This window comes from Hydrogenophaga sp. SNF1 (assembly GCF_034421675.1).
In the GTDB taxonomy this organism is placed as follows: Bacteria; Pseudomonadota; Gammaproteobacteria; order Burkholderiales; family Burkholderiaceae_C; genus Hydrogenophaga; species Hydrogenophaga borbori.
Genome location: NZ_CP139793.1, coordinates 2,179,213 through 2,203,144, shown reverse-complemented (window position 1 = coordinate 2,203,144; position 23,932 = coordinate 2,179,213). Strand labels below are relative to the sequence as shown.

At 69.4% G+C, this 23,932-nt stretch carries 19 protein-coding genes; 9 read left to right on the top strand and 10 right to left on the bottom strand.

Annotation, left to right across the window (positions count from 1 at the left end; genetic code table 11):
• Positions 1-145: 145 nt before the first annotated feature.
• The 3 genes from SOM08_RS10460 to ppsA form a co-directional block, all read right to left on the bottom strand.
• Positions 146-2,209 carry a VC_2705 family sodium/solute symporter gene (locus SOM08_RS10460; protein WP_322470631.1) on the bottom strand — a complete coding sequence of 688 codons (2,064 nt, stop codon included), beginning with the start codon at positions 2,207-2,209 and terminating at the stop codon, positions 146-148.
• On the bottom strand, positions 2,202-2,486 hold the full coding sequence (locus SOM08_RS10455; RefSeq protein ID WP_116957890.1) for a DUF4212 domain-containing protein: 285 nt from the start codon (positions 2,484-2,486) through the stop codon (positions 2,202-2,204). The genes SOM08_RS10460 and SOM08_RS10455 overlap by 8 nt, the downstream gene beginning before the upstream one ends.
• Positions 2,487-2,549: 63 nt before the next feature.
• The gene (gene ppsA / locus SOM08_RS10450; protein WP_116957889.1) at positions 2,550-4,955 is read right to left on the bottom strand and encodes a phosphoenolpyruvate synthase; all 2,406 of its coding nucleotides are present in this window, start codon (positions 4,953-4,955) and stop codon (positions 2,550-2,552) included.
• Positions 4,956-5,118: 163 nt separating this feature from the next.
• Between ppsA and SOM08_RS10445 the strand changes: the two genes are divergently transcribed.
• Positions 5,119-5,940: a pyruvate, water dikinase regulatory protein gene (locus SOM08_RS10445; protein ID WP_070397875.1), complete on the top strand. Its 822-nt coding sequence runs from the start codon at positions 5,119-5,121 to the stop codon at positions 5,938-5,940.
• Positions 5,941-6,033: 93 nt separating this feature from the next.
• Here SOM08_RS10445 and ahpF read toward each other — a convergent pair whose 3' ends face one another.
• Together ahpF and ahpC are read right to left on the bottom strand one after the other, a co-directional pair.
• Positions 6,034-7,614: an alkyl hydroperoxide reductase subunit F gene (gene ahpF, locus SOM08_RS10440; protein ID WP_116957888.1), complete on the bottom strand. Its 1,581-nt coding sequence runs from the start codon at positions 7,612-7,614 to the stop codon at positions 6,034-6,036.
• A gap of 101 nt (positions 7,615-7,715) precedes the next feature.
• Positions 7,716-8,279: an alkyl hydroperoxide reductase subunit C gene (gene ahpC, locus SOM08_RS10435; RefSeq protein WP_116957887.1), complete on the bottom strand. Its 564-nt coding sequence runs from the start codon at positions 8,277-8,279 to the stop codon at positions 7,716-7,718.
• A gap of 385 nt (positions 8,280-8,664) precedes the next feature.
• Here ahpC and SOM08_RS10430 point away from each other — a divergent pair, with 385 nt between their 5' ends.
• Positions 8,665-10,845 (top strand): catecholate siderophore receptor Fiu, encoded by a 2,181-nt coding sequence (locus tag SOM08_RS10430; RefSeq protein WP_116957886.1) that lies wholly within the window; start codon positions 8,665-8,667, stop codon positions 10,843-10,845.
• 78 nt (positions 10,846-10,923) lie between these two features.
• Here SOM08_RS10430 and ppk2 read toward each other — a convergent pair whose 3' ends face one another.
• Together ppk2 and SOM08_RS10420 are read right to left on the bottom strand one after the other, a co-directional pair.
• Positions 10,924-11,835 carry a polyphosphate kinase 2 gene (gene ppk2 / locus SOM08_RS10425; protein ID WP_116957885.1) on the bottom strand — a complete coding sequence of 304 codons (912 nt, stop codon included), beginning with the start codon at positions 11,833-11,835 and terminating at the stop codon, positions 10,924-10,926.
• 91 nt (positions 11,836-11,926) lie between these two features.
• Positions 11,927-13,123: an MFS transporter gene (locus SOM08_RS10420; protein ID WP_416187007.1), complete on the bottom strand. Its 1,197-nt coding sequence runs from the start codon at positions 13,121-13,123 to the stop codon at positions 11,927-11,929.
• Between the two features lie 97 nt (positions 13,124-13,220).
• Here SOM08_RS10420 and SOM08_RS10415 point away from each other — a divergent pair, with 97 nt between their 5' ends.
• From SOM08_RS10415 to SOM08_RS10400, 4 genes are all read left to right on the top strand, one after another.
• Positions 13,221-14,138 (top strand): LysR family transcriptional regulator, encoded by a 918-nt coding sequence (locus SOM08_RS10415; protein ID WP_116957883.1) that lies wholly within the window; start codon positions 13,221-13,223, stop codon positions 14,136-14,138.
• A gap of 85 nt (positions 14,139-14,223) precedes the next feature.
• Positions 14,224-15,927: a YbaL family putative K(+) efflux transporter gene (gene ybaL / locus SOM08_RS10410; protein WP_116957882.1), complete on the top strand. Its 1,704-nt coding sequence runs from the start codon at positions 14,224-14,226 to the stop codon at positions 15,925-15,927.
• Positions 15,928-15,976: 49 nt separating this feature from the next.
• Complete coding sequence (locus SOM08_RS10405) at positions 15,977-16,306, top strand: hypothetical protein (RefSeq protein ID WP_116957881.1); 330 nt, start codon at positions 15,977-15,979, stop codon at positions 16,304-16,306.
• A gap of 88 nt (positions 16,307-16,394) precedes the next feature.
• Entirely contained in the window at positions 16,395-17,717 is a 1,323-nt protein-coding gene (locus SOM08_RS10400) for a hemolysin family protein (protein ID WP_116957880.1), read from the top strand.
• Between the two features lie 27 nt (positions 17,718-17,744).
• Here SOM08_RS10400 and SOM08_RS10395 read toward each other — a convergent pair whose 3' ends face one another.
• Genes SOM08_RS10395 through SOM08_RS10385 form a run of 3 tightly spaced genes read right to left on the bottom strand, consistent with a single transcriptional unit; the run spans position 17,745 to position 21,054 of the window.
• Positions 17,745-18,809 carry a maleylacetate reductase gene (locus SOM08_RS10395; RefSeq protein WP_322470630.1) on the bottom strand — a complete coding sequence of 355 codons (1,065 nt, stop codon included), beginning with the start codon at positions 18,807-18,809 and terminating at the stop codon, positions 17,745-17,747.
• A 23-nt stretch (positions 18,810-18,832) separates the two neighbouring features.
• Complete coding sequence (locus SOM08_RS10390; RefSeq protein ID WP_116957878.1) at positions 18,833-19,693, bottom strand: NAD(P)-dependent oxidoreductase; 861 nt, start codon at positions 19,691-19,693, stop codon at positions 18,833-18,835.
• Positions 19,690-21,054, bottom strand: coding sequence for an amidohydrolase family protein (locus tag SOM08_RS10385; RefSeq protein ID WP_322470629.1), 1,365 nt, complete (start codon positions 21,052-21,054; stop codon positions 19,690-19,692). The genes SOM08_RS10390 and SOM08_RS10385 overlap by 4 nt, the downstream gene beginning before the upstream one ends.
• Positions 21,055-21,273: 219 nt before the next feature.
• On the opposite strand from SOM08_RS10385, the gene earP reads away from it, so the two are divergent.
• From earP to SOM08_RS10370, 3 genes are all read left to right on the top strand, one after another.
• The gene (gene earP / locus SOM08_RS10380) at positions 21,274-22,311 is read left to right on the top strand and encodes an elongation factor P maturation arginine rhamnosyltransferase EarP (protein WP_322470628.1); all 1,038 of its coding nucleotides are present in this window, start codon (positions 21,274-21,276) and stop codon (positions 22,309-22,311) included.
• 105 nt (positions 22,312-22,416) lie between these two features.
• Positions 22,417-22,971, top strand: a complete 555-nt coding sequence (gene efp / locus SOM08_RS10375; RefSeq protein ID WP_070397887.1) for an elongation factor P — start codon at positions 22,417-22,419, stop codon at positions 22,969-22,971.
• Between the two features lie 70 nt (positions 22,972-23,041).
• Positions 23,042-23,920, top strand: coding sequence for an AEC family transporter (locus tag SOM08_RS10370; RefSeq protein WP_116957876.1), 879 nt, complete (start codon positions 23,042-23,044; stop codon positions 23,918-23,920).
• Positions 23,921-23,932: the final 12 nt, after the last annotated feature.

The window sequence follows — 23,932 nt, the reverse complement described above, 5'->3', positions numbered from 1 at the left end:
AAGGCCCGATGGCTTCCGGAGCCGATTTGTAGAGACGCGCGCTTACCAGCCCCTGACCCGGAACTGACTTCAAACTGACCCGAGGCTGAAGAAGAACTTAAAGCGGCACCGATGCCGGTGCGCGACCGGCCCGAGGCCGACGCGACTACGCCCCCGCCACGCGGCGGCGCGTCAGCACACTCAGGACAAGGATGACCGCAAAACCCAGCGGCACGCCGAACACCGCCGCGGACACCGGCTGGATGTCGAACCAGAGCGACTGGCCGGCCGGCAACCGCAGCACGGCCCGCACCGCCGGGGCGTTGAGCACCATGTAGCCCACCGTCACGCTCAGGCCCGCGAGCATGCCGGCCACCGCCGCCGCGCCCGTGGTGCGCGACCAGAAGATGCCCATGATCATGGCCGGCACCAAGGCTGAGGCCGCCAGCGAGAACGATGAGGCCACCAGCGGCAGGATCTCCGCCGGCCTGAGCGATGCCACGAAGGCCGCGACCGTGGCCACACTCAACAGCGCGAACTTGGAGAGGATCACGCGCTGCTCGGGGGCCACATGGCGCCCGAACTCCTGCAAGTAGGTGTCGCGCACCAGCGAGTTGCTGATGGTCAGCAACAGGCCATCGGCCGTGGACAGCGCGGCGGCCAGACCACCCGCGGCCACCAGGCCGGACACCACGTAGGGCATGCCGCCCAGTTCGGGCGTGGCGAGCATGATCAGGTCGGCCCCCAGCCGGATCTCGCCGAACTGCAGGATGCCATCGCCATTGATGTCGCGCACCGAGAGCAGCGAATCGTCGTAGTGGGACCATTGCGCGATCCACGACGGCAGCGCGTTGAAGTGGCTGCCCACGACGTTCTGCATCAGCTCGTACTTCACCAGTGTCGCCAGCGCGGGCGCACTCAGGTACAGCAGCGCAATAAAGAACAGCGACCAGGCCACGGAGGCCCGCGCGGTGGCCACGGACGGCGTGGTGTAGTAGCGCGTCAGCAGATGGGGCAGCCCGGCGGTGCCCACCATGAGGCAGAACATGAGCGCCAGGAAGTTCGCGCGGGACGACTGAAAGGCCTGACGCTCAGCCTCGCTGCCGTTCGGATCGCCGACATAGGCCTGCGTGTGCGGCGGCAGCCCGCCCAGGAAACGGGAACGGTCCTGGCTGTCCTTCATGGCGCGCGCCCACTGCTCGCGCGCCTCGGCCGCGTCCCTGGGCAAGGCCGACAGCGCCCGACGCGCGGCCACGACGCGCTCGACGGGGGCGTTCTGGGCCACCAGCTCGCGCACGCGCTCCTGGGCCAGGGTGCGCTGCTCCCGCAGCGAGCCCTCCACGTCCTGGAGCCAGCGCTGGTACTGGCGGGCGCGTGCCTGGAACTCGGCCTGCACCTCCTGCTCCTGCGGCGAGGCCTGCAGCTTCTTCTCGAGCGCGGCAATCTTCTCGAGCTGCTTGCCGTAGGCCAGCGGCGCCAGGGGGTTGCCCAACTGCTGGTAGGCCAGCCAGGACACAGGGACCAGGAAGGCCAGCAGCAGAATCACGTACTGCGCGACCTGGGTCCAGGTGATGGCCCGCATGCCGCCCAGGAAGGAACACAGCACCACCCCGCCCAGGCCCAGCATGATGCCGATCTCGAAATGCACCCCGGTCAGGCGCGAAGCCACCAGACCGATGCCATAGATCTGCGCCACCACGTAGGTGAAGGAACACAAGATCGCCGAGAACGCCGCCAGACGGCGCGGCCACCGGCCGCCAAAGCGGTGCATGAAGTACTCGGGCACCGTGTAGAGGTTGAGCTGACGCAGGTGCGGCGCAATCAGCAGGCCCACGAGGCAGAAGCCGCCGGTCCAGCCCAGCACGAAAGCCAGTCCCCCCGCATGCACGTCGGTGCCGCCGAAGCCCTGCAGGTAAAGACCGCCGGCCAGGCTGATGAAGGACGCCGCGCTCATCCAGTCGGCGGCCGCAGCCATGCCGTTGTAGACCGGCGGAATGCGCCGGCCCGCCACGTAGTACTCCTCGGGGTCGGCGGTGCGGCCATAGACGCCGATGCCGCCGTACATCATCACGGTGGCGAACAACATGATCGGCCCCAGCCAGCGGCGCGACAGGCCGCTCTGCTCGGCCCAGGCCATCAGCAGCAGGAAAGCGATCAGCGCCAGCACATAGAGCGCCAGGATGCGGTGCAGGCGGCGCTGGTAGGCGGCGTACACGGGGCCCTCAGCCACCGCCGTCCCCGTCCGGCCCGTCCCCGCCGCCCTCGCCGTCGCGCGCCTCCAGGCGGTTCATGGCCCAGGTGTAGACCGCCAGGATGGCGATGAACACCAGCACCGCGCCTTGGGAGGCGATCCAGAAATGCAGGGGCCAGCCCATCACGGAGAAGCTGAGCTCTCGCGCGAAGAAGCACGTACCGAAGGACACCAGCACCAGCACCGCCAGCAACACGGCCTTCAAGGCCAGTGCGCGGCGGTCGTGGCGCGGGTTCGTGGCGGGCGCGGGGGGCATCGCGGGATCATCGCATTGCGCGCGCGCCCCCGCCTAGGTGTTTGCGCGGGCTGCCGCGCGCGCTCAGCCCCGCGCCAGCAGCTGCCAGGTGTCGATCACCGTGTCGGGGTTGAGCGAGATGGAGCTGATGCCCTCGTCGCGCAGCCACTGCGCGAAGTCGGGGTGGTCGCTGGGGCCCTGGCCGCAGATGCCGACGTACTTGCCCTCGGCCTTGCAGGCGCCGATGGCCAGCTTGAGCAGCGCGCGCACGGCCGGGTCGCGCTCGTCGAAATCGTGCGCGAGCAGCTCCAGACCGGAGTCGCGGTCGAGGCCGAGCGTGAGCTGCGTCAGGTCGTTCGAGCCGATGGAGAAGCCGTCGAAGTACTGCAGGAAGTCCTTGGCCAGCACGGCGTTGCTGGGGATCTCGCACATCATGATGAGCTGCAGGCCGTTCTCGCCGCGCTTGAGGCCCTTGGCCGCCAGCAGCTCGGTCACGCGCCGCGCCTGCGCCAGCGTGCGCACGAAGGGCACCATCACCTGCACGTTGCTCAGGCCCATGTCCTCGCGCACGCGCTTGAGCGCCTCGCACTCCATGGCAAAGGCCTCGGCGAAGTCGTGGCTGATGTAGCGCGCCGCGCCGCGGAAACCCAGCATGGGGTTTTCTTCGTCGGGTTCGTAGCGCGAGCCGCCCACCAGCTTGCGGTACTCGTTGCTCTTGAAGTCCGACAGGCGAACGATCACCGGCTTGGGCCAGAAGGCCGCGGCGATGGTGGCCACGCCCTCGGCAACCTTGTCGACGTAGAACGCGCGCGGCGAGGCGTGGCCGCGCGCCACCGACTCCACCGCCTTCTTCAGGTCGGCGTCGACGTTGGGGTAGTCGAGGATGGCCTTGGGGTGCACGCCGATGTTGTTGTTGATGATGAACTCCAGCCGCGCCAGGCCCACGCCGCCGTTGGGGATCTGGGCGAAGTCGAAGGCCAGCTGCGGGTTGCCCACGTTCATCATGATCTTCACGTCGAGGTCGGGCATCTCGCCGCGCTTGACTTCGCTGATCTCGGTCTCGAGCAGGCCGTCGTAGATGTTGCCGGTGTCGCCCTCGGCGCAGCTCACGGTGACCAGGGTGCCGTCCTTGAGCCGCTCGGTGGCGTCGCCGCAGCCCACCACGGCCGGGATGCCGAGTTCGCGCGCGATGATGGCCGCGTGGCAGGTGCGTCCGCCGCGGTTGGTGACGATGGCGCTGGCGCGCTTCATCACGGGCTCCCAGTTGGGGTCGGTCATGTCAGTGACCAGCACGTCGCCCGGCTGCACCTTGTCCATCTCGCCGATGCTGTGCACCAGGCGCACGGGGCCGGTGCCCACCTTCTGGCCGATGGCACGGCCGCTGGCCAGCACCGAGCCCTTGCCCTTGAGCTTGTAGCGCACCTCGGTCTTGCCGGCGCTCTGGCTTTTCACCGTTTCGGGGCGCGCCTGCAGGATGTAGAGCTGGCCGTCGGTGCCGTCCTTGCCCCACTCGATGTCCATGGGACGGCCGTAGTGTTGCTCGATCACCAGCGCGTACTGGGCCAGCTGCGCCACGTCGGCGTCGCTCAGGCTGTAGCGGTTGCGCTGCTCCACGGGCACGTCCACGGTCTTCACCAGCTTGCCTTTCAGCGGGCCGTCGGCGGCCTTCTCCTCGGCCGTGCTGAACACCATCTGGATCAGCTTGCTGCCCAGGTTGCGGCGGATGAGCGCGCGTTTGCCGGCCTTGAGCATGGGCTTGTGCACATAGAACTCGTCGGGGTTCACCGCGCCCTGCACCACCGTCTCGCCCAGGCCGTAGCTGCTGGTGATGAAGACGACGTCGGAAAAGCCGCTCTCGGTGTCGATGGTGAACATCACGCCGGCCGCGCCCAGGTCGGAGCGCACCATGCGCTGCACGCCGGCCGACAAGGCCACGTCGGCGTGGGCGAAGCCCTTGTGCACGCGGTAGCTGATGGCGCGGTCGTTGTAGAGGCTGGCGAACACCTCCTTCATCTTGTGCAGCACCTCCTCGATGCCGACCACGTTGAGGAAGGTTTCCTGCTGGCCCGCGAAGGATGCGTCGGGCAGGTCTTCGGCGGTGGCGGAGGAGCGCACGGCGAAGGAGGCCTTGGCGTTGCCCTCGCTCAGGGCGGCGAAGGCCTCGCGGATGGCCTTTTCCAGGTCCGCCGGAAAGGGCTGGGCCTCGACCCAGGCGCGGATCTCGGCGCCGGCGGCGGCCAGGGCGCGCACGTCCTCTGTGTCGAGCGTGGCCAGCCGCTGGTTGATGCGCTCGGCCAGGCCGCCGTGCTTGAGGAATTCGCGGAAGGCGTGCGCCGTGGTGGCGAAGCCGGTGGGCACCTTCACGCCGCTGGGCAACTGAGAAATCATCTCGCCCAGGCTGGCGTTCTTGCCGCCGACCGACTCGACGTCGCTCATCCGCAGCTTCTCGAAAGGCACGACCAAAGCGGTCGCCTCGAACAGGTTGGACATGGAAAAACTCCTAAGGTTGAAAAACCGGGGTTCCATGCACCAGCGTGTGACCTGTGGTTGTGTTGTGGGTCGGCCACCGGGCAAGGCGGAAATCGGGGAAGCGCCACGGGCCCGGATAATGGCCCGCCACGCAACAGCAGCGGATTGTAAGGACGCCCCTCCCATGTCCCACCGAACGGTCTTTTTCGTCTCAGACGGCACCGGCATCACCGCCGAAACCTTCGGCAACGCCATCCTCGCCCAGTTCGAGGCCACGGTGCGCCGCGTGCGCCTGCCCTTCCTGGACAGCGTGGACAAAGCCCACCAGGCGGCGCGCCAGATCAACCACACCGCCGAGGTGGAGGGCCGCCGCCCGCTGGTGTTCACCACCGTCGTCAATGCCGAGGTGCTCGACGTCTTCCAGCACCACTGCCGCGGCATGCTGCTCGACATGTTCGGCACCTTCGTGCAGCCGCTGGAGGAAGAGCTGGGAATCAAGAGCAACCACCGCGTGGGGCGTTTCTCCGACGCGTCCAAGAGCAAGGCCTACCACGACCGCATCGAGGCCATCAACTACTCGCTGGCGCACGACGACGGCCAGAGCGACAAGGACCTGGAAAGCGCCGACGTGATCCTGGTCGGCGTGAGCCGCAGCGGCAAGACGCCGACCTCGCTGTACCTGGCCATGCAGTACGGCCTGAAAGCCTCCAATTACCCGCTGATTCCCGAGGACTTCGAGCGCCGCAAGCTGCCACCCGCCCTGGCGACGCACCGCAAGAAGCTGTTCGGCCTGACCATCGCGCCGGATCGCCTGAGCGAGATCCGAAACGAGCGCCGCCCCAACTCGCGCTACGCCGACCTGGAGAACTGCCGCATGGAGGTGGCCGAGGCGGAGGCCATGATGCGCCGCGAGGGCATCCGCTGGCTCTCCACCACCACCAAGTCGATCGAGGAGATTGCGACCACCATCCTGCAGGAGGTGCGGCCCGAACGCCTGGAATATTGACCCGCCGCGCCCCGCCGCGCTGCGCGCGACCCCTCGAGCGGCGGCAGCGGCGGCCCGGCCAAACCGGTTCCGCGCTGCCCCGGGGGGGCGACCTCAGGCGGTGGTGGCCGCTTCGACCAGCGGCTGACGGATCAGGTAGTCGAAGGCGCTCAGGGCGGCGGTCGATCCTGCGCCGGCGGCGATCACGATTTGCTTGTACGGCACCGTGGTGCAGTCGCCGGCCGCGAACACGCCGTCCACGTTGGTGTGGCCCTTGGCGTCGATCACGATCTCGCCAAAGCGGCTGAGCTCCACCGTGCCCTTGAGCCATTCGGTGTTGGGCACCAGGCCGATCTGGACGAACACGCCTTCCAGTTCGACGTGGTGCTGCTCGCCGCTGGCGCGATCCTTGTAGCTCAGGCCGTTCACCGTGCCGTTGGCGCCGGTGATCTCGGTGGTCTGCGCGTTGGTGTGGATCGCCACGTTGGGCAGGCTCTTGAGCTTGGTGACCAGCACCGCGTCGGCCTTGAGCGCGTCGGCGAACTCGATCAGCGTCACGTGCTCGACGATGCCGGCCAGGTCGATCGCGGCCTCCACGCCCGAGTTGCCACCGCCGATCACCGCCACGCGCTTGCCCTTGAACAGGGGGCCGTCGCAGTGCGGGCAGTAGGCCACGCCCTTGTTGCGGTACTCGGCCTCGCCAGGCACGTTCACGTTGCGCCAGCGCGCGCCGGTCGACAGGATCACGCTGCGCGCTTTCAGGGTGGCGCCATTGGCCATGACCACCTGCACGGGACCGCCCGGCTCACTGGCGGGCACCAGCTTCTCGGCGCGCTGCAGGTTCATGATGTCCACGCCGTAGTGGCGCACCTGGGCCTCCAGCGCGGCGGCGAACTTCGGACCGTCGGTTTCCAGCACGCTGATGTAGTTCTCGATCGCCAGCGTGTCGTTCACCTGGCCGCCGAAGCGCTCGGCCGCCACGCCCACGCGGATGCCCTTGCGCGCCGCGTACACGGCCGCCGCGGCGCCGGCGGGGCCGCCACCGACGATCAGCACGTCGAACGGGTCCTTGGCGTCCAGCTTGGCCGCCTCGCGGGCGTCGGCGTTCACGTCGAGCTTGGCGACGATCTCCTCCAGCGACATGCGGCCACCGCCGAACTCCTCGCCATTGAGGAAGACCATGGGCACCGCCATCACCTGGCGCTGCTCCACCTCGGCCTGGAACAGGCCGCCATCGATCACCGTGACCTGCACCGCCGGGTTGCGGATGGCCATCAGCGACAGCGCCTGCACCACGTCCGGGCAGTTGTGGCAGCTCAGGCTCATGTAGACCTCGAAGCGCAGGTCGCCCTGCAGCGTGGCGATGGCGTCCAGCGTTTCCTGCTCGGCCTTGGGCGGGTGGCCGCCGGTCCACAGCAGAGCCAGCACCAGCGAGGTGAACTCGTGGCCCAGGGGAATGGCGGCGAAGCGCACGCCCGTGGTCTCGCCTTCGCGGGCGATCACGAACGAGGGCTTGCGCGCGTCCGTGCCGCTGTCGTCGTAGCTCACCTGGTCCGACAGGCCGGCGATGGTCTGCAGCAATTCGCGCAGCTCCTGCGACGCGGCGGAACCGTCGAGCGAGGCGATGAGGCGGATGGGCCGCTGCAGCTTGCCCAGGTAGGCCTGCAACTGGGCCTTGAGGGTGTCGTCGAGCATGGGGGACTCCTTTCGATTCAGCGTTTTGCGAGGAACCCTGGGCGCCTGGCGCCCAAGGTTCAACGCAAAACCCTCAACGGGTTTTCAGCGGATCGCGGCGATCAGATCTTGCCGACGAGGTCCAGCGAGGGCGTCAGGGTCTTGGCGCCGTCGTTCCATTTGGCGGGGCACACCTGGCCCGGGTTCTTGGCCACGAACTGGGCGGCCTTGAGCTTGCGCAGGGTTTCCTTCATGTCGCGGGCGATGGCGTTGTCGTGGATCTCAGCGGTCTTGATCACGCCCTCGGGGTTGATGATGAAGGTGCCGCGCAGCGCCAGGCCTTCTTCGGGGATGTGCACGCCGAAGGCGTTGGTCAGCTGGTGCGTGGGGTCGCCCACCAGGGGGAACTTGGCCTTGCCCACGGCGGGCGAGGTCTCGTGCCACACCTTGTGCGAGAAATGGGTGTCGGTGGTGACGATGTAGACCTCGGCGCCCAGCTTCTGGAACTCGGCGTAGTTGTCGGCCGCGTCTTCCACCTCGGTCGGGCAGTTGAAGGTGAAGGCCGCCGGCATGAACACCAGCACCGACCACTCGCCACGCAGGCTCGCGTCGCTCACGGGCACGAACTTGCCGTTGTGGAAGGCCGTGGTGGAGAAGGGTTGAACGGTGGTGTTGATCAGGGACATGGGAACTCCTGGTTGCGGTTGAAGGAAAAGGGGACAACGGAGGCGGCGCCGAACGCTGTTCAGCGCGACAGGGGCAATCATAGTCGATGACTATGAATTGTTCGGATTAATAGTATTTATCCGACTCATAGGGAATTTTGTGCTGGGCACATGTCGGCGGCCGGTTGTTCCCGGGCAAACCGCGCGCCCATCACCCGCTGATGCACCCACACAACACTGTGTGAAGAAATTCTGCACGAATTGTTAATGAGAACAGTTTTCATTAGCAATAATAGGCGGCAGCCAGCCACCGACCCAGCGCCTCCCCCATCCGTGCCCCGGCACCTGAGCGCCGTGACGAGGAAGCCAGCCAGCCGACTCACCACAACAGCCTCAAGGACCGCCCATGGCTCGCTACCGCCGCCGCACCGCCCGCCCATCCACCCAACTCCTGGCCCTGCTGGCCGCCGCCCTGCCCGCCGCGGGCATGGCGCAAACCGCGCCCGCCACCACCCTGCCGACCGTCACGGTGAAAGAAGCGCCCGAGGTGCCGTACAAGGCCGAGAAGTCGGCCAACGACAAGTTCACCGCCCCCCTGCTCGACACGCCCAAGACGGTGCAGATCATCAAGAAGGAAGTGATCGAGGAGCAAGGCGCCGTCACCTTGATGGAAGCCCTGCGCAACACCCCCGGCATCACCATGCAGATGGGCGAGAACGGCAACACCTCGGCCGGCGACACCTTTCAACTGCGCGGCTTCTCGCTGCAGCAATCCACCTTCGTCGACGGCATCCGCGACCTGGGCGCGGTCACGCGCGACACCTTCAACCTCGAGCAGGTCGAGGTCGTGAAGGGCGCCGCCGGCGCCGAGACCGGCCGCGGCGCGAGCGCCGGCTTCATCAACCTGATTTCCAAGCAGGCGCACCTGGGCGATGAGAGCAGCGTTTCCGGCACCGTGGGCACGGGCGACCGCCGCCGCGCCACGGTCGACCTGAACCGCCAGCTCAGCGAGACCTCGGCCCTGCGCCTCAACGCGATGGTGCAGGACAGCGGCGTCGACGGCCGCGACTTCGTGGAGAACAAGGGCTACGGCGTGGGCCTGTCGTATGTGGCCGGCCTGGGCACGCCCACCCGCGTGCACCTGTTCAGCCAGCACCTGCGCCAGGACAACGTGCCCGACGGCGGCATTCCCGCCATCGGCTATGAGGGCTACACCTCCGTCATCGGCCCCAAGGTGCGCCGCGAGAACTTCTACGGCAGCGTGAACGACCGAGAGAAGGTCGACGCCGACATGTTCACCGTGAAGGTCGAGCACGACCTCGGCGAGGCCACGACGATCCGCAACGTCACGCGCTACGGCAAGACGCACATGGACCGCACGCTCACCGGCATGAACACCGGCGGCGCGGGCATCGGCAACACGGGCGGACCGCTCTCGACCTGGACCGTGAACCTCTCGCGCCAGCGCGTCGATCAGGAAAACAGCATCCTGGCCAACCAGACCAGCCTGAACACCGAGTTCGACGCGGGTGGCATGCGGCACTCGCTGGCCGCCGGCGTGGAGTTGCTGCACGAGAAGCAGACGAACTTCAGCCACGGAACCGCAACGGGTACCTCGCCAGCCAATCTGTACAACCCGGACCCGTACCGGGCCATGGTCAACTTCGGCCCGCGCACGGGCGACGAGTCGGGCACCACCACCAACACCATCAGCGTCTACGCCTTCGACAACGCCAACATCAACGAGCGCTGGTCCATCAACGGCGGCGCGCGCGTGGACGTCTACAAGCTGAGCTCGAGCGCCGCCGTCGGGGCCACCCCGCTCGAGGACTCGCGCAGCCTGGTGAGCTGGAGCGTCGGCGGCGTCTACAAGCCGGCGGAGAACGGCAGCGTCTACGCGTCCTATGCGACCTCCGCCACCCCGCCCGGCGCCTTTACGCAGTTGAGCACCAGCGCCACCAGCATCAACAACCCCGCGTTCGACCCGCAGAAGACCAACACGGTCGAGCTGGGCACCAAGTGGGACCTGCTCAATAAGCGCCTCAACGTCGCGGCCGCGGTCTTCCGCACGGTCAACGACAACCAGACCACGGTCGACCAGGTCACCTTGGCCACCGTGCAGGAAGGCAAGACCCAGGTACAGGGCATCGAGCTGTCGGCCACGGGCCAGATCACCCCCTTCTGGCAGATCACCGCCGGCCTGGCCAAGACCAGCACCAAGCAGATCGACGTGCGCAACGCCTCCGGCGTGGGCACCGACCGCGTGCGCTGGTCGCCGGACCTCAGCGCCACGCTGTGGACCTCGTACCAGTGGGACAAGCTGACGATGGGCCTGGGCGCGCGCTACGTGTCGGAGGCCAAGCGCTTCGTCAACACCAGCGGCGCCCAGGGCAACATGCCCAACGTGCCCTCCTACTGGGTGGCCGACGCCATGGCCAAGTACCAGGTGAACCCCAAGCTCAGCCTGCAACTGAACATCTACAACCTGTTCGACGAGGAGTACCTGATGACCTTGAACAACGGCGGCGGCCGACTGGCCCTGGGCGCGCCCCGCTCGGCGACGTTCACCGCCAACTACAAGTTCTGAACGGCCCCGCAGAACCCAAGAAAAACGCCAGGCTTCGGCCTGGCGTTTTTCCTTTTTTGCCCTGGCGGCGGGGCGGAATCAGTAGATCTGCGGCACGTAGATTTCACCCGGCACCTGGTGGCGGCGATAGCCCTCGTGGCGAATGCGCTCGGGCAGCGTGATGCCGGGGCGCTCGACCTCGTGGTATGGGATCAGCGAGAGCAGGTGGTGGATGCAGTTCAGCCGAGCCGTTTTCTTGTCGTCGGCCGGCACCACCCACCATGGCGATTCGGGGATGTTCGTGCGCGCCAGCATCTCTTCCTTGGCCTTGGTGTAGAGCTCCCAGCGGCGGCGGCTCTCCAGGTCCATGGGGCTGAGCTTCCACTGCTTGAGCGGGTCGTGGATGCGGCCGAGGAAGCGCGCCTCCTGCTCCTCGTCGGAGATGGAGAACCAGTACTTCACCAGCTGGATGCCCGAATGCACCAGCATCTTCTCGAACTCGGGCACGGTGCGGAAGAACGACTCCAGCTGCTCGTCGTCACAGAAACCCATGACGCGTTCGACGCCCGCGCGGTTGTACCAGCTGCGATCGAACAGAACGATCTCGCCGCCCGCAGGCAGGTGCGTCACGTAGCGCTGGAAGTACCACTGCGTGCGCTCGCGGTCGTTGGGGGCCGGCAGCGCCACCACGCGGCACACGCGCGGGTTCAGGCGCTGCGTGATGCGCTTGATCACCCCGCCCTTGCCGGCCGCGTCGCGGCCCTCGAACACCACCACCAGCTTGTGGCCGGTGCTCACCACCCAGTCCTGCAGCTTCACCAGCTCCGCCTGCAGGCGGAACAGCTCGCGAAAGTAGACCCGGCGCGCCTCCTTGCGCTGAGCGGCGGCCTGCGGGTCCGCGCCGTCGTCCAGGCCGCGGTCCTCGATCTCCATCTCGAGTTCTTCGTCGTAGCCATCCATGAGGTCGTCACTCAGGCGGCGCATCAGGTCGTCGTTGCCGTTCAGAAGCATGGGGCGGTCCTTTCCCTACTGAACCACCCAGTATTGCCTCGATGCGTGACATTCACATGACAGTCACACGAAGCCCGTGCACCGGGCTGCGCTATGCCCGCCAGCGCCACAGCAGGGCCAGGGCCGCGCTCGCCACGCCGATGGCGGCGACGGCCGGCCAGCCGCCATGCGCGAACGCCAGTGCCCCCACCACCGAGCCGCTGGCCATGCCCACGAACATGGCCGTGATGAGCATGGCGTTGAGCCGGCTGCGCGCGGCCGCGTCCAGGCCGTAGACCGTGCTCTGGTGCGCGATGAGCGCGGCCTGGAAGCCGAAGTCGAGGCCGATGGCGCCGAGCACCAGCAGCAGCAACTGTGCCGGCGCCGGCAGCACCTCCATGCCCAGCATCAGCGCGTAGGCCAGCGCCGCCACGCCGGCGCCCAACAAGGCCACGCGGCGCGGGCCGTGCCGCTCGGCCAGGCGGCCGGCGAGCGGCGCGGCCAGCGCCCCCGCCGCGCCGGCGAGCCCGAAGGCCCCCGCCGCGCCGCTGCCCAGGCCGAATCGTGCGTGCAGCATCACGGCCAGCGTGGACCAGAAGGCGCTGAAGCCCACGCCCAGCAGGGCCTGCGCCCACGCGGCGCGGCGCAGCGGCGGGTGCCGGCGCCACAGGCTGGCGAGGGAGGCCAACAGCTCGCCATAGCCCAGCCGCGTGGCCGGGGGGAAAGCGGGAACACGCCAGAACACCACCAGCGCCAGCAGCACCACGCTCGCGGCGGCCAGGCCGAACATCGCGCGCCAACCCAGCGCCTGCGTGACCAGGCCACTGACCACGCGCGACAGCAGGATGCCCAACAGCAGCCCCGTCATCACCGCACCCACGGCCCGGCCGCGGCTGTGTTCTGGCGCGATCGAGACGGCCGCGGGCACGAAGTCCTGCGCGAGCGAAGCGGTGACGCCCACGAACAGGCTCGCAGCCAGTAACACGGCGACACCCGGCGCGAATGCGCTGGCCAGCAGCGCCAGCGCGAGCAGACCCGCCTTCACCAGCATCACGCGGCGGCGGTCGTAGCGGTCGCCCAGCGGCGCCAGCAGCAGGATGCCGGCGGCGTAGCCGAGCTGCGTGAGCATGGGCACTGCCCCGATGGCGCCCTCGCCGGCCTGCAGGCCTCGCGCCAGCTCGGGCAGCATGGGCTGGCTGTAGTAGATCGAGGCGACGCTGAAGCCGGCGCCAGCCGCGAGCAGCGCGGGCAGGCCGGCGGGCGCGGCATGGCCCTCCTTCTGGTCATGCGTCATATGAATGGAAGACACGAGAACTCCTGAGCAAAAAACGGAATAGCGCGGATTCTTCCCGTATATCAACGCCCGGGATAGACTGTCCGGTGAACTAACTTCATACGTTCAACGCATGAAAGAAGCCCCTCTCGCCCTCGACCGCATCGAACTGCTGCAGACCTTCGTGCGCATCGTGGAGAGCGGCAGCCTCTCGGCGGCGGCCCAGCGCCTGGACACCACGCAGCCCACCGTGAGCCGCCGCCTGCAGGCGCTGGAGCGCCACTTCGGCGTGCGCCTGCTGCGCCGCTCCACCCATGCGGCCACGCTCACGCCCGACGGCGAGCGCTGCCTGGCCATGGCGCGCTCGCTGATCGACGAATGGGACGCCATGCAGGAGGAGCTGCGCGGCTCGCGGCGCTCGGCCAGTGGCACCCTCAAGGTGCTGGTGCCGCATGCGCTGGGGCAGGAGCAACTGGTGGCCCCGCTGGCGCAGTACCTGCGCGCCCACCCCGAGGTGCGCGTGGAGTGGCTGCTCGCCGACCGCGAGGCCGATTTCGTCGCCGAGGGCATCGACTGCGCGATCCAGGTCGGCAAGGTGCGCGACCCCAACCTGGTGGCCGTGCCGCTGTTCGAGCTGCCGCGCATCGTGATCGGCGCGCCCGCGCTGCTGGACCTGCACAAGGCGCCGCGCGCGCCCGAGCAACTGCGCGAACTGCCCTGGCTGGCGCTGCAGACCTACTACCGCGACCGCGTGGTGCTCAACCCCGTGGGCGGTGGCGCCGCGCTGCGCTTCGACATCCGCCCTCGCCTGCGCACCGACAGCCTGTACGCGCTGCGCAGCGCGGTGCTGGCCGGACTGGGCGTGGCCGTGGTGTCGGCCTGGCTGGTGGCGGAGGACCTGCGCGAGGGCCGGCTGGTGCACCTGGTGCCCGACTGGCGCGCCGAGCCACTGCCGGTGCAGCTCGTGTACCCGCCGGCGCGCTTCCAGACCGCGCGGTTGCGGCGCTTCCTGGAGATCGTGAAGGCCCACGGCCAGTCGCTCGCCCAATGAGAAATGCCAGCGCCCGGGCCAGGCGCGAAATTGCGCGACACTCGGGTGCCTCTGTCCCCGCGCCACCCACCGCCCCAGCCGCCGCATGCACACCAACCTCACGTTGATCAACACGATCGCCGCCGGACTCGGGCTGGCGCTGATCCTGGGGTTCATCTGTGCGCGCGTGAAGCTGCCGGCCCTGGTGGGCTACCTGCTGGCGGGCGTGATCATCGGCCCCTACACACCCGGTTTCGTGGCCGACACCGAGATCGCCTCGCAACTCGCCGAGATCGGCGTGATGCTGCTGATGTTCGGCGTGGGCCTGCACTTCTCGCTCGACGACCTGCTCTCGGTGCGCAAGATCGCCCTGCCCGGCGCCGTGGTGCAGATGGTGGTGGCCACGCTGATGGGCATGGCCATGGCGAGCTGGTGGGGCTGGGCCATCGGCCCCGCGCTGGTGCTGGGCATCTCGCTGTCGGTGGCCAGCACGGTGGTGCTGCTGCGCGCGCTGGAAAGCCTGGGCATCCTGGGCTCCATCACGGGACGCATCGCGGTCGGCTGGCTGGTGGTGGAAGACCTGGCCATGGTTCTCGTGCTGGTGCTGCTGCCGCCGCTGGCCGGCTTCCTGGGCGGCCACCCGCCCGACAGCAGCGGCGCCGAGTCCGTGGGCACCGCCCTGGGCTTGACGCTGCTGCGCGTGGGCGGCTTCGTCGCCCTCATGCTGCTGGTGGGGCGCAAGCTCTTCCCCTGGCTGCTGTGGCAGGTCACGCGCACCGGCTCGCGCGAGCTGTTCACGCTGTGCGTGGTGGCCGCGGCCCTGGGCATCGCCTTCGCCTCGGCCGAGCTGTTCGGCGTGTCCTTCGCCCTGGGCGCCTTCTTCGCCGGCATGGTGCTGCGCGAATCCGAGTTCAGCCACCGCGCAGCCGAAGAATCGCTGCCGCTGCGCGACGCCTTCGCGGTGCTGTTCTTCGTTTCGGTGGGCATGCTGTTCGATCCCTACGTGCTGATCGAGGAGCCGGTCCACGTGCTTGGCGTGGTGGCCATCATCGTGGTGGGCAAGTCGCTGGCGGCGGTGGCCCTGGTGCTGCTGATGCGCTACCCGCTGCACACCGCGCTCACCATTTCGGCCAGCCTGGCGCAGATCGGCGAGTTCTCCTTCATCCTGGTGGGACTGGGCGCCCAGCTGGGGCTCATGCCCGACGAGGGCCACAGCCTGGTGCTGGCAGGCGCGTTGATCTCCATCGCCCTCAACCCCCTGCTGTTCAAGGCCATCGAGCCGCTGCGCCAGCTGCTGCGCGAGCACTCCTTGCTGGTCCGCCGCCTGGAGGCGCGCGACGACCCGCTGGCCGAGCTGCCGCGCAGCACCGAGGCCAAGTACCTGTCGCGCCAGGTGGTGCTGGTGGGCTACGGCCGCGTGGGCCGGCGCATCGCGCAGGCGCTCAAGGCGGCGGGGCAGCCCTTCGTGGTGGCCGACCAGAACCGCGAGCGGGTGGAAGCCCTGCGCGCCAAGGGGATGGCCGCCGTGGTGGGCAACGCGGGCGATCCCGAGGTGCTGATCCAGGCCCACATTGCGCAGGCCCGCATGCTGGTCATCGCCACCCAGGACACGCTGTCGCTGCACCAGATGATCGAGACCGCGCGCACGCTCAACCCCGAGATACAGATCGTGGTGCGCTCGCACAACGAGGACGAGGCCGAGCGCATGAAGGCCGCGGGCGTGGGCACGGTGTTCCTGGGCGAGGCCGAACTGGCGCACGCCATGGCGCGCCACGTGCTGGCGCCACCGCCGCTGGAAAAGGCGCATTGACGGGGCCTGCCAAGGTCCCGCGGGACGGTTTCGTAAAATCGCCGCTCTTATGCGCCGCTGGCTCATTGCGCTGTTCGCCTGCCATTTCCTGCTCGGGGTGGTGGGCTTCGGCATCCCCGACCACATCGTCGACGTGCCGCGCGCGGCCGACGCGCTGATCGACGCCAACGCGAACCACCCGCTCGCCAAAAGCCAGAAAGGCCTGGCCGACCTGGAACACGCGCTGGGCGACGAGCTCCCCGACCTGCCCGACACGCTGCAACGGCGCGCCGCGCCACCGCTGTCCCACGTGATGACCCCGGCCCAGGCGCCGGCCGACCTGGGTCCGCCGCCGGCGCCCCTGCTGGACGGACCGTTCCGCCCGCCCCGGCGCGCCTGAGCCACGCCCCTTTCCTGCTCCGTCCGCCCCGACGTGGCGCCACCCGCGCGCCACCGCGGACGGCCCGGCACTTGCTTGACACACCCCCATGGAAATTGCCTTACTGATCGCGCTCATCCTCCTCAACGGCGTCTTCGCCATGTCGGAGCTGGCGCTCGTCACCGCGCGCAAGGCGCGACTGCAGAAACTCATCGACGAAGGCGACGGCGCGGCCGCCGCGGCCGTCAAGCTCGGGGAAGACCCGAACCGCTTCCTCTCCACCATCCAGATCGGCATCACCTCCATCGGCGTGCTCAACGGCATCGTCGGCGAGGCCGCCCTGGCCGGGCCGCTGGCCATCTGGCTGCAAAGCCTGGGCGCGCCCGAACAGGCCAGCCAGTTCGGAGCCACCGCGCTGGTGGTGGTGGTCATCACCTACTTCTCCATCGTGGTGGGCGAGCTGGTGCCCAAGCGCCTGGGTCAGACCTACCCCGAATCGCTGGCGCGCCTGGTGGCGCGGCCCATCGACTGGCTGTCCAAGGCCACCAAGCCGTTCGTGATCCTGCTGTCGGTGTCCACGCGCGCGCTGCTGCGCCTGCTGGGCGTCAAAGAAGGCAACGCCAACGCCGTCACCGAGGAGGAAATCCACGCCATGCTGGCCGAGGGCACCAGCGCGGGCGTGATCGAATCGCACGAGCACGCCATGGTGCGCAACGTGTTCCGGCTCGACGATCGCCAGATCGGCTCGCTGATGGTGCCGCGCAGCGATGTGGTGGTGCTCGACCTGGAGGAGCCCTTCGAGGTCAACATGGCGCGCGTGGAAAGCAGCAACCATTCGCGCTTTCCGGTGGTCAAGGGCAACCTGGGCCAGCTGCAGGGCGTGCTCAACGCGCGCCAATGGCTGGCGCAGGCCATCCGCGGCACGGCGCGCGAACTGGCCGAGCAGCCGCTGCAAACGCCCCTGTACGTGCCCGAGACCATCACGGGCATGGAGCTGCTGGACAACTTCCGCCTCTCCGACGTGCAGATGGCCTTCGTGATCGACGAGTACGGCGAGCTGCAGGGCATCGTCACGCTGCAGGACCTCATCGAAGCGATCACGGGCGAGTTCCAACCGCGCGACCCGGAAACCGCCTGGGCCATGCAGCGCGAGGACGGCTCCTGGCTGCTCGACGGCCACATCCCCGTGCCCGAGCTGAAAGACCGGCTGGGGCTGCTCAGCGTGCCCGACGAAGAGCGCGGCCGCTACCACACCCTCAGCGGCATGCTGATGCTGCTGACGGGCCGCCTGCCGCGCGTCGGCGACTGCGCCACCTGGGAAGGCTGGCGCCTGGAGATCGTGGACATGGACGGGCGAACCATCGACAAGGTGCTGGCCACCCAGCTGCCCATCGATCCGCCCGCGCCCGAGGGCGAGCGCTCGGACAGCTGACGGCCGCACGGGGGCGGCCCCGGCCATTCAGGCCGGCGGCGCGCCCTCCCAGGCCGCCTGCAAGAGCGCTCGGATGGCCCGCGCCTCCAGGGGGCGCGGGTTCGGGTACTGGTTCTGCAAGGCGATCTCGCCCGCGCGGTCCAGGTCCTCGGCCTTCATGCCGAGGTCGCGCAGCGCCACCGGCGCGCCGTTGTCCTTCGCCAGGTCGAACACCGCCCGCGCGGCCTGCCCGTCGTCGCGCCCCAGGGCCCGCGCGATGCGCCGCATGGCCTGCGGCGCCGCGGCCGCGTTGTAGGCCAGCGCGTGCGGCAGCACCACGGTGTGCGTCTCGGCGTGCGGCAGGTTGAAGCTGCCGCCGAGGGTGTGGCACAGCTTGTGGTGCAGCGCCATGCCCACCGAGCCCAGCACGATGCCGCACAGCCAGGCGCCGTACAGCGCGTCGCCGCGCGCCTCCACGTCGCCGGCGCTCGCGCGGATGCGCGGCAGCGCGCGGCCGATGGCGGCGATCCCCTCCTCCGCCATCAGGTCGATCACCGGATTGCCCTCCGCCGAGTACAGCCCCTCGGCCGCGTGCGCGATGGCGTTGAGGCCGCTGGTCACGCTCAGGCCCACGGGCAGCGTCAGCGTGAGCTCGGGGTCGTAGATCACGCTGCGCGGCAGCACCTTCAGGTCCTTGCCGGTCTTCTTCAGGCCGGCCTCGGTGATGCCGTAGATCGGCGTCATCTCCGAGCCCGCGTAGGTGGTGGGAATGGCCAGGATGGGCAGGCCCGAGTCGAGCGCGATGGCCTTGCCCAGGCCGGTGGTGGAACCACCGCCGATGGCCACGGCACAGTCCGCGCCGAGCCGCTGCGCCACCTCGCGCGCCTCGCGCGCGGTCTCGATCGGCACATGCATCACCGCGCGGTCGAAGATGCCGGCGGCCCTGTCGCCCAGCAACTGCGCCACGCGCTCGGCGCTGGCGCGCTGCTCCGGCGTGCACAGCACCAGCGCGCGCCGCGCGCCCATGGCCTCGATGGCCTGCGGCAGCTGGGCCAGCGCACCCGCGCCAAACACCACGCGGCTGGGCAAGCCTTGATAAACGAACGATCGCATGCGCTGCCTTTCTGTCTGTCGCGTCAATCGGTGTCCAGGCCGGCGGCCCGCTGCGCCACGCGGATGATGGCCGCATAGTCCAAGGCTTCGTCGCCCTGGGCCTGCGCGGCCGACATGAGCTGGCGCGTGGCCGCCGTCTGCGTCAAGGGCACCCGCAGGCGGGCGCCCTCGCCCAGGATGAGGTCGATGTCCTTGTTCATCTGTCCCACGGTGAAAGTGGGTGTGTAGTCGCGCTGGCTCAGCTGCACGCCCTTGGCCTTCACGATGGGCGAGGCGACGGCGCTGGCGCCGATGACCCGCCACATGTCCTGCCAGGCCAGGCCGCCCTTCTGCCCCAGGCTCAGCGCCTCGGCCAGCATGGCGCTGGTCTGCGCGATCATGAGGTTCACCACCAGCTTCATCAGGCGCGCCTGTTCGGCCTCGCCAAGCCAGAACTGCGTCGGCCCCCAGCGGCTCAGCAGGGGCAGCAGGCGCTCATGCAGCGCCTTCGGGCCCGACGCCATCACCGTGAGCTGCGCGGCCTCGGCCATGTGGTTGTTGCCCGAGACGGTGCAACGCAGCACCTGCACCCCGGCGCGCGCGCAGGCCTCGGCCGCGCGGGCCGAGGCCTCGGGCGACACCGTGCTGGTGTCCACCCAGGCCGCGCCTTTCGACGCGTGCGCGGCCACGCGCTCGCCCACGGCGAGCAGCGCCCCGTCGTGCGGCAACGACGAAACGATGAGCTCGGCCTGGGCCAGGCCATCGGCGACCGCCAGGCCGGCCTCGCGCGCCAGCGCCAGTCGGTCCGACGCCGGGTCCTCCACCGTGACACCGTGGCCGGCGGCGAGCAGGTGGCGCGCCATGGGCAAGCCCATCTTGCCGACGCCAATGAAGTGAACCTTCATGCAAAAACTCCATTCGATGCGCCCATGCCCATGGCGCGGATGATCTTCTCGCCCGACGCGCGCAGCGCAGCGAGCAGGGGGGGCAGGTCCACGCCGACGAGCTGGCCGGCGCGCTTGCGCCATTGCCCCGCGACCATGACCGAATCGATGTTGGCCAGCGTGGCCTGGAACACCACCGCGCTCACCGGGTCGTGCACGGGCTGCATGTTCAAGCCGTCCGCGCGGATCAGCACCAGGTCGGCCTGCTTGCCCGGGGCCAGGGTGCCGATGCGGTGCAGCTGGCGCAGCATGCGCGCGCCCTCGACCGTGATCCAGGCCAGCGCCTCTCGCGTGGTGATGCTGGTGGTGTCCGGGATGCCGCCGTGAGCGGCGCGGTGGGCCTCGTTGTCCAGGCTGCGCTGCATGCCCAGCGCGATGCGCGCCTGGCCGATCATGTCGCCGCCCAGCACGCTTTCCAGGTCCACGCCCAACGAGGGCGCGTGGCCCAGCGCGCGCAGCCGGCCCGTGAGCGGGTGGCCGTGGCCCTGGGTCATCTCGTTCTCGGCCGCGGCCGAAAAGCTCATGCCCAGGCCACAGAAGCGCTTGAGCTGCTCGTCGCTCAGCGCGTGGCCGTGCACGATGTTGATCTGCTCGCCCAGCAAGCCCAGCGCTTCCAGGTGCGCCCAACCCTCGGGCGTGCGCGGCGCACCGCCGCCCTGGTGAAGCGAGGCGATGAGGCCGAGGTCGCGGGCCATGCGGAAGTCGTGCACCGCCACCTCCAGCGTGCTGTAGTGCGGGCCCAGCACGGCGGCGTGCACGCTGAGCAGCGGCCGGCCCTGGTGGGCCTTGAGCAGGCGCTCGACCTCGGCGCGCGGGTGGGGCACCTCCCAGAACGGCACCTGGCCCGGCTGGGGGTCGGGCTTGGGCGTGCCATGGAAGAAGGCCGCGCGAATGCCCGAGGCCAGCAACGCGTCGACGGCCGCGTCGCTGTGCGCCGGCGTGGGGTTGTTGTGGCACCAGTCCACCAACGTGGTGGTGCCGAAGTTGAGCTGGTTGAGCGCCCCCGCCAGCGTGGCGATGCGCAGGTCCTCGGGACCGAACACCGTGGCCAGGCCGGCGTGCATGTGCCTGAAGTACTGCAGCAGCGTCCAGTTGGCGGCGACGCCGCGCAGCGCGGTCTGCCAGGTGTGCATGTGCGCGTTGACGAAGCCCGGCACCAGGATGCAGCCGGTGGCGTCGACCACCCGCGCGCCGTCCACCGACAGCCGCGGCGCGATGGCCTCGATGGTGTCGTCCACCACCAGCAGATCGCCGGCGGGCAGGTCGCCCTGCGCGTCCATGGTGACGATGGACGCGCCGCGGATGAGGGTGCGCTGCGCCATGTCCGGCTCAGCCCCGCGGGCCGCCGATCGCGCCCGCGTTCGGCGGCGCCATGCCCGCTTCCGTCCACTCGGCTGCTTGGCTCACGTGCGTGTCTCCTCTTTGTCGGCGGTCCAGGGCGGCGAGTGTGTCCACGCACACCCCCCGCGACAACCCGGCGCGCGGAAATCAGTTTTCCAGGGCCGGCCGGCCCCGCGTCGGATGCGGGCATGATCGCCCGCATGAGCACCCCGCGCACCTGGGACATCTTCTGCCGCGTGATCGACAACCACGGCGACGCCGGCGTCTGCTGGCGCCTGGCCGCGCAGCTGGGCGCGCGCGGCCAGGCCGTGCGGCTGTGGATCGACGACCCCGCGCCGCTGGCCTGGATGGCGCCCGAGGGCGCGTCCGGCGTGAGCGTGCGTCCCTGGCGCGAGCCCTTCGACGCGCAGGGCCTGGTGCCCGGCGAGGTCTGGATCGAGGCCTTCGGCTGCGAGCTGCCCGAGTCCTTCGTCGCCGCGCGCACCGGCGAGCCGGTCTGGATCAACCTGGAGTACCTGAGCGCCGAGGCCTGGGTCGAGCGCTGCCACGGCCTGCCCTCCCCCGTGATGAGCGGCCCGGGCCGGGGCCTCACCAAGCGCTTCTTCTATCCCGGCTTCACGGCGCGCACCGGCGGGCTGCTGCGCGAAGACGACCTGGCCAGCCGCCAGGCGGCATTCGACCGCGGGGCCTGGCTCACGGCGCAGGGCCTGCCCGCCCAGGGTCGGCGCATCGCGCTCTTTTGCTACGAACCGCCGAGCCTGCCGGCCATGATGGCGCAGGCCGAGGCGCACTGGCTGGTCACGCGGGGCCGCGCCGCCGCCGCCGCGATGGACCTGCCGCTGGCGCCGGGCGCCACGCGCCATGCCCTGCCCTGGCTGAGCCAGCGTGGCTTCGACGAGTTGCTCTGGAGCGCCGACCTCAACCTCGTGCGCGGCGAGGACTCCCTGGTGCGCGCGCTCTGGGCCGGCCAACCCTTCGTCTGGCAGATCTACCCGCAGCACGACGGCGCGCACCACGCCAAGCTGCAGGCCTTCCTGGACTGGCTGGACGCGCCGGCCAGCCTGCGCGCCTTCCACCACCACTGGAACGGCCTGCCGGGCGCGCCCGCCGCAGCGGCCTGGCCCGGCTGGGCCGAGGTAGACGGTTGGCGCGAGGTGGTGCAGGCCGCGCGCCAGCGCCTGCTTGCCCAGCCCGACCTCGCCACGCAGTTGGCCGAGGCGGTGGGGCGAAAACGGTAAAATAGTGGGTTTCGCGACAAACCCGCAACCCGGGCCCGGTCCATCCACCGCCGATGCCGGCCCCTCGCCCGAACCGCCGGGCGATCCCTTCAACGGAACTCCCTCATGAAAATCGCCCAAGAAATCCGCGCCGGCAACGTGATCATGCACGGCAAGGACCCGATGATCGTCCTGCGCACCGAATACGCCCGCGGCGGCCGCGGCGCCGCCACCGTGCGCATGAAACTCAAGGGCCTGCTCGGCAACATCGGCACCGAAGTCGTCTTCAAGGCCGACGACAAGATGGACCAGATCATCCTGGACCACAAGGAGTGCACCTACTCCTACTTCGCCGACCCCATGTACGTGTTCATGGACACCGACTACAACCAGTACGAGGTGGAGGCCGAGAACATGGGCGACGCCCTCAACTACCTGGAAGACGGCATGGCCGTCGAGGTGGTGTTCTACGAAGGCAAGGCCATCTCGGTGGAACTGCCCACCAGCGTGGAGCGCGAGATCACCTGGACCGAACCCGCCGTCAAGGGCGACACCTCGGGCAAGGTACTCAAGCCGGCCAAGATCGCCACCGGCTTCGAGATCCCCGTGCCGCTGTTCGTGAGCCAGGGCGATCGCATCGAGATCGACACGCGCACGGGCGAATACCGCAAGCGCGTCTGACCGCTTCCATTGCGTGATACGAAGGGCTCCACAGGGAGCCCTTCTGTTTGGAACGCCACGCCCGAACGCCATGGACCTGATCACCCGCATCGCCGACATCATCATCCCGGTCTTCCTGATCGTGGCCATTGGCTATGGCTACGCGCGCCGCCGCCCGCCGGACCTCAGCAGCTTCAACCGCATCTCGCTCGACGTGCTGGCGCCCTTGCTGGTGTACTCGGCCCTGGCCTCGCGCGACTTCGCCATCGGCGAGCACGTGCCACTGCTCATCGGCGGCACGGCGCTGATCCTGGGCAGCGGCCTGCTGGCCTGGCCGCTGGCCAAGGCCTTCGGCGCGCAGCCCCGCACCCTGGTGCCGGTGGTCATGTTCAACAACTGCGGCAACATGGGCCTGCCACTGGCCCTGCTGGCCTTCGGACCCGCGAACTTCGGCGCCGCGGTGGCGCTGTTCTCGGTCAGCAACCTGCTGCACTTCTCGCTGGGCGCGCGCGTCACCAGCGCCGCCGCGCGCACGCGCGACCTGCTGCTCAGCCCATTGATGGTCGCCACCATGCTGGGCTTCTTCAGCGCCTTCACCGAACTGCGCCCACCGCCGGTGCTGCTGTCGGGCCTGAAGCTGCTGGGCGACGCCGCGCTGCCCCTGATGCTGTTCGCCCTGGGCGTGCGGCTGACCGGCCTGACGCGCCAGGGCCTGGCCCTGGGCCTGCTGGGCGCGCTGGCGCGCCCCCTGATCGGCCTGGCCATCGGCATCCCGCTGGCCTGGGCCATGGGTCTGGAGGGCGCGGCGCGCGGCCAGCTGCTGCTGTTCGCCGCCTTGCCGCCCGCCGTCATCCAGTTCATGCTGGCCGACCGATACCATCAGGAGCCCGAGAAAGTGGCCGCCTCCATCATGGTGGGCAATGCGCTGGCGGTGGTCTTCGTGCCGCTGGCGCTGGCCCTCGGGCTGTGACCCCGGAGTGAA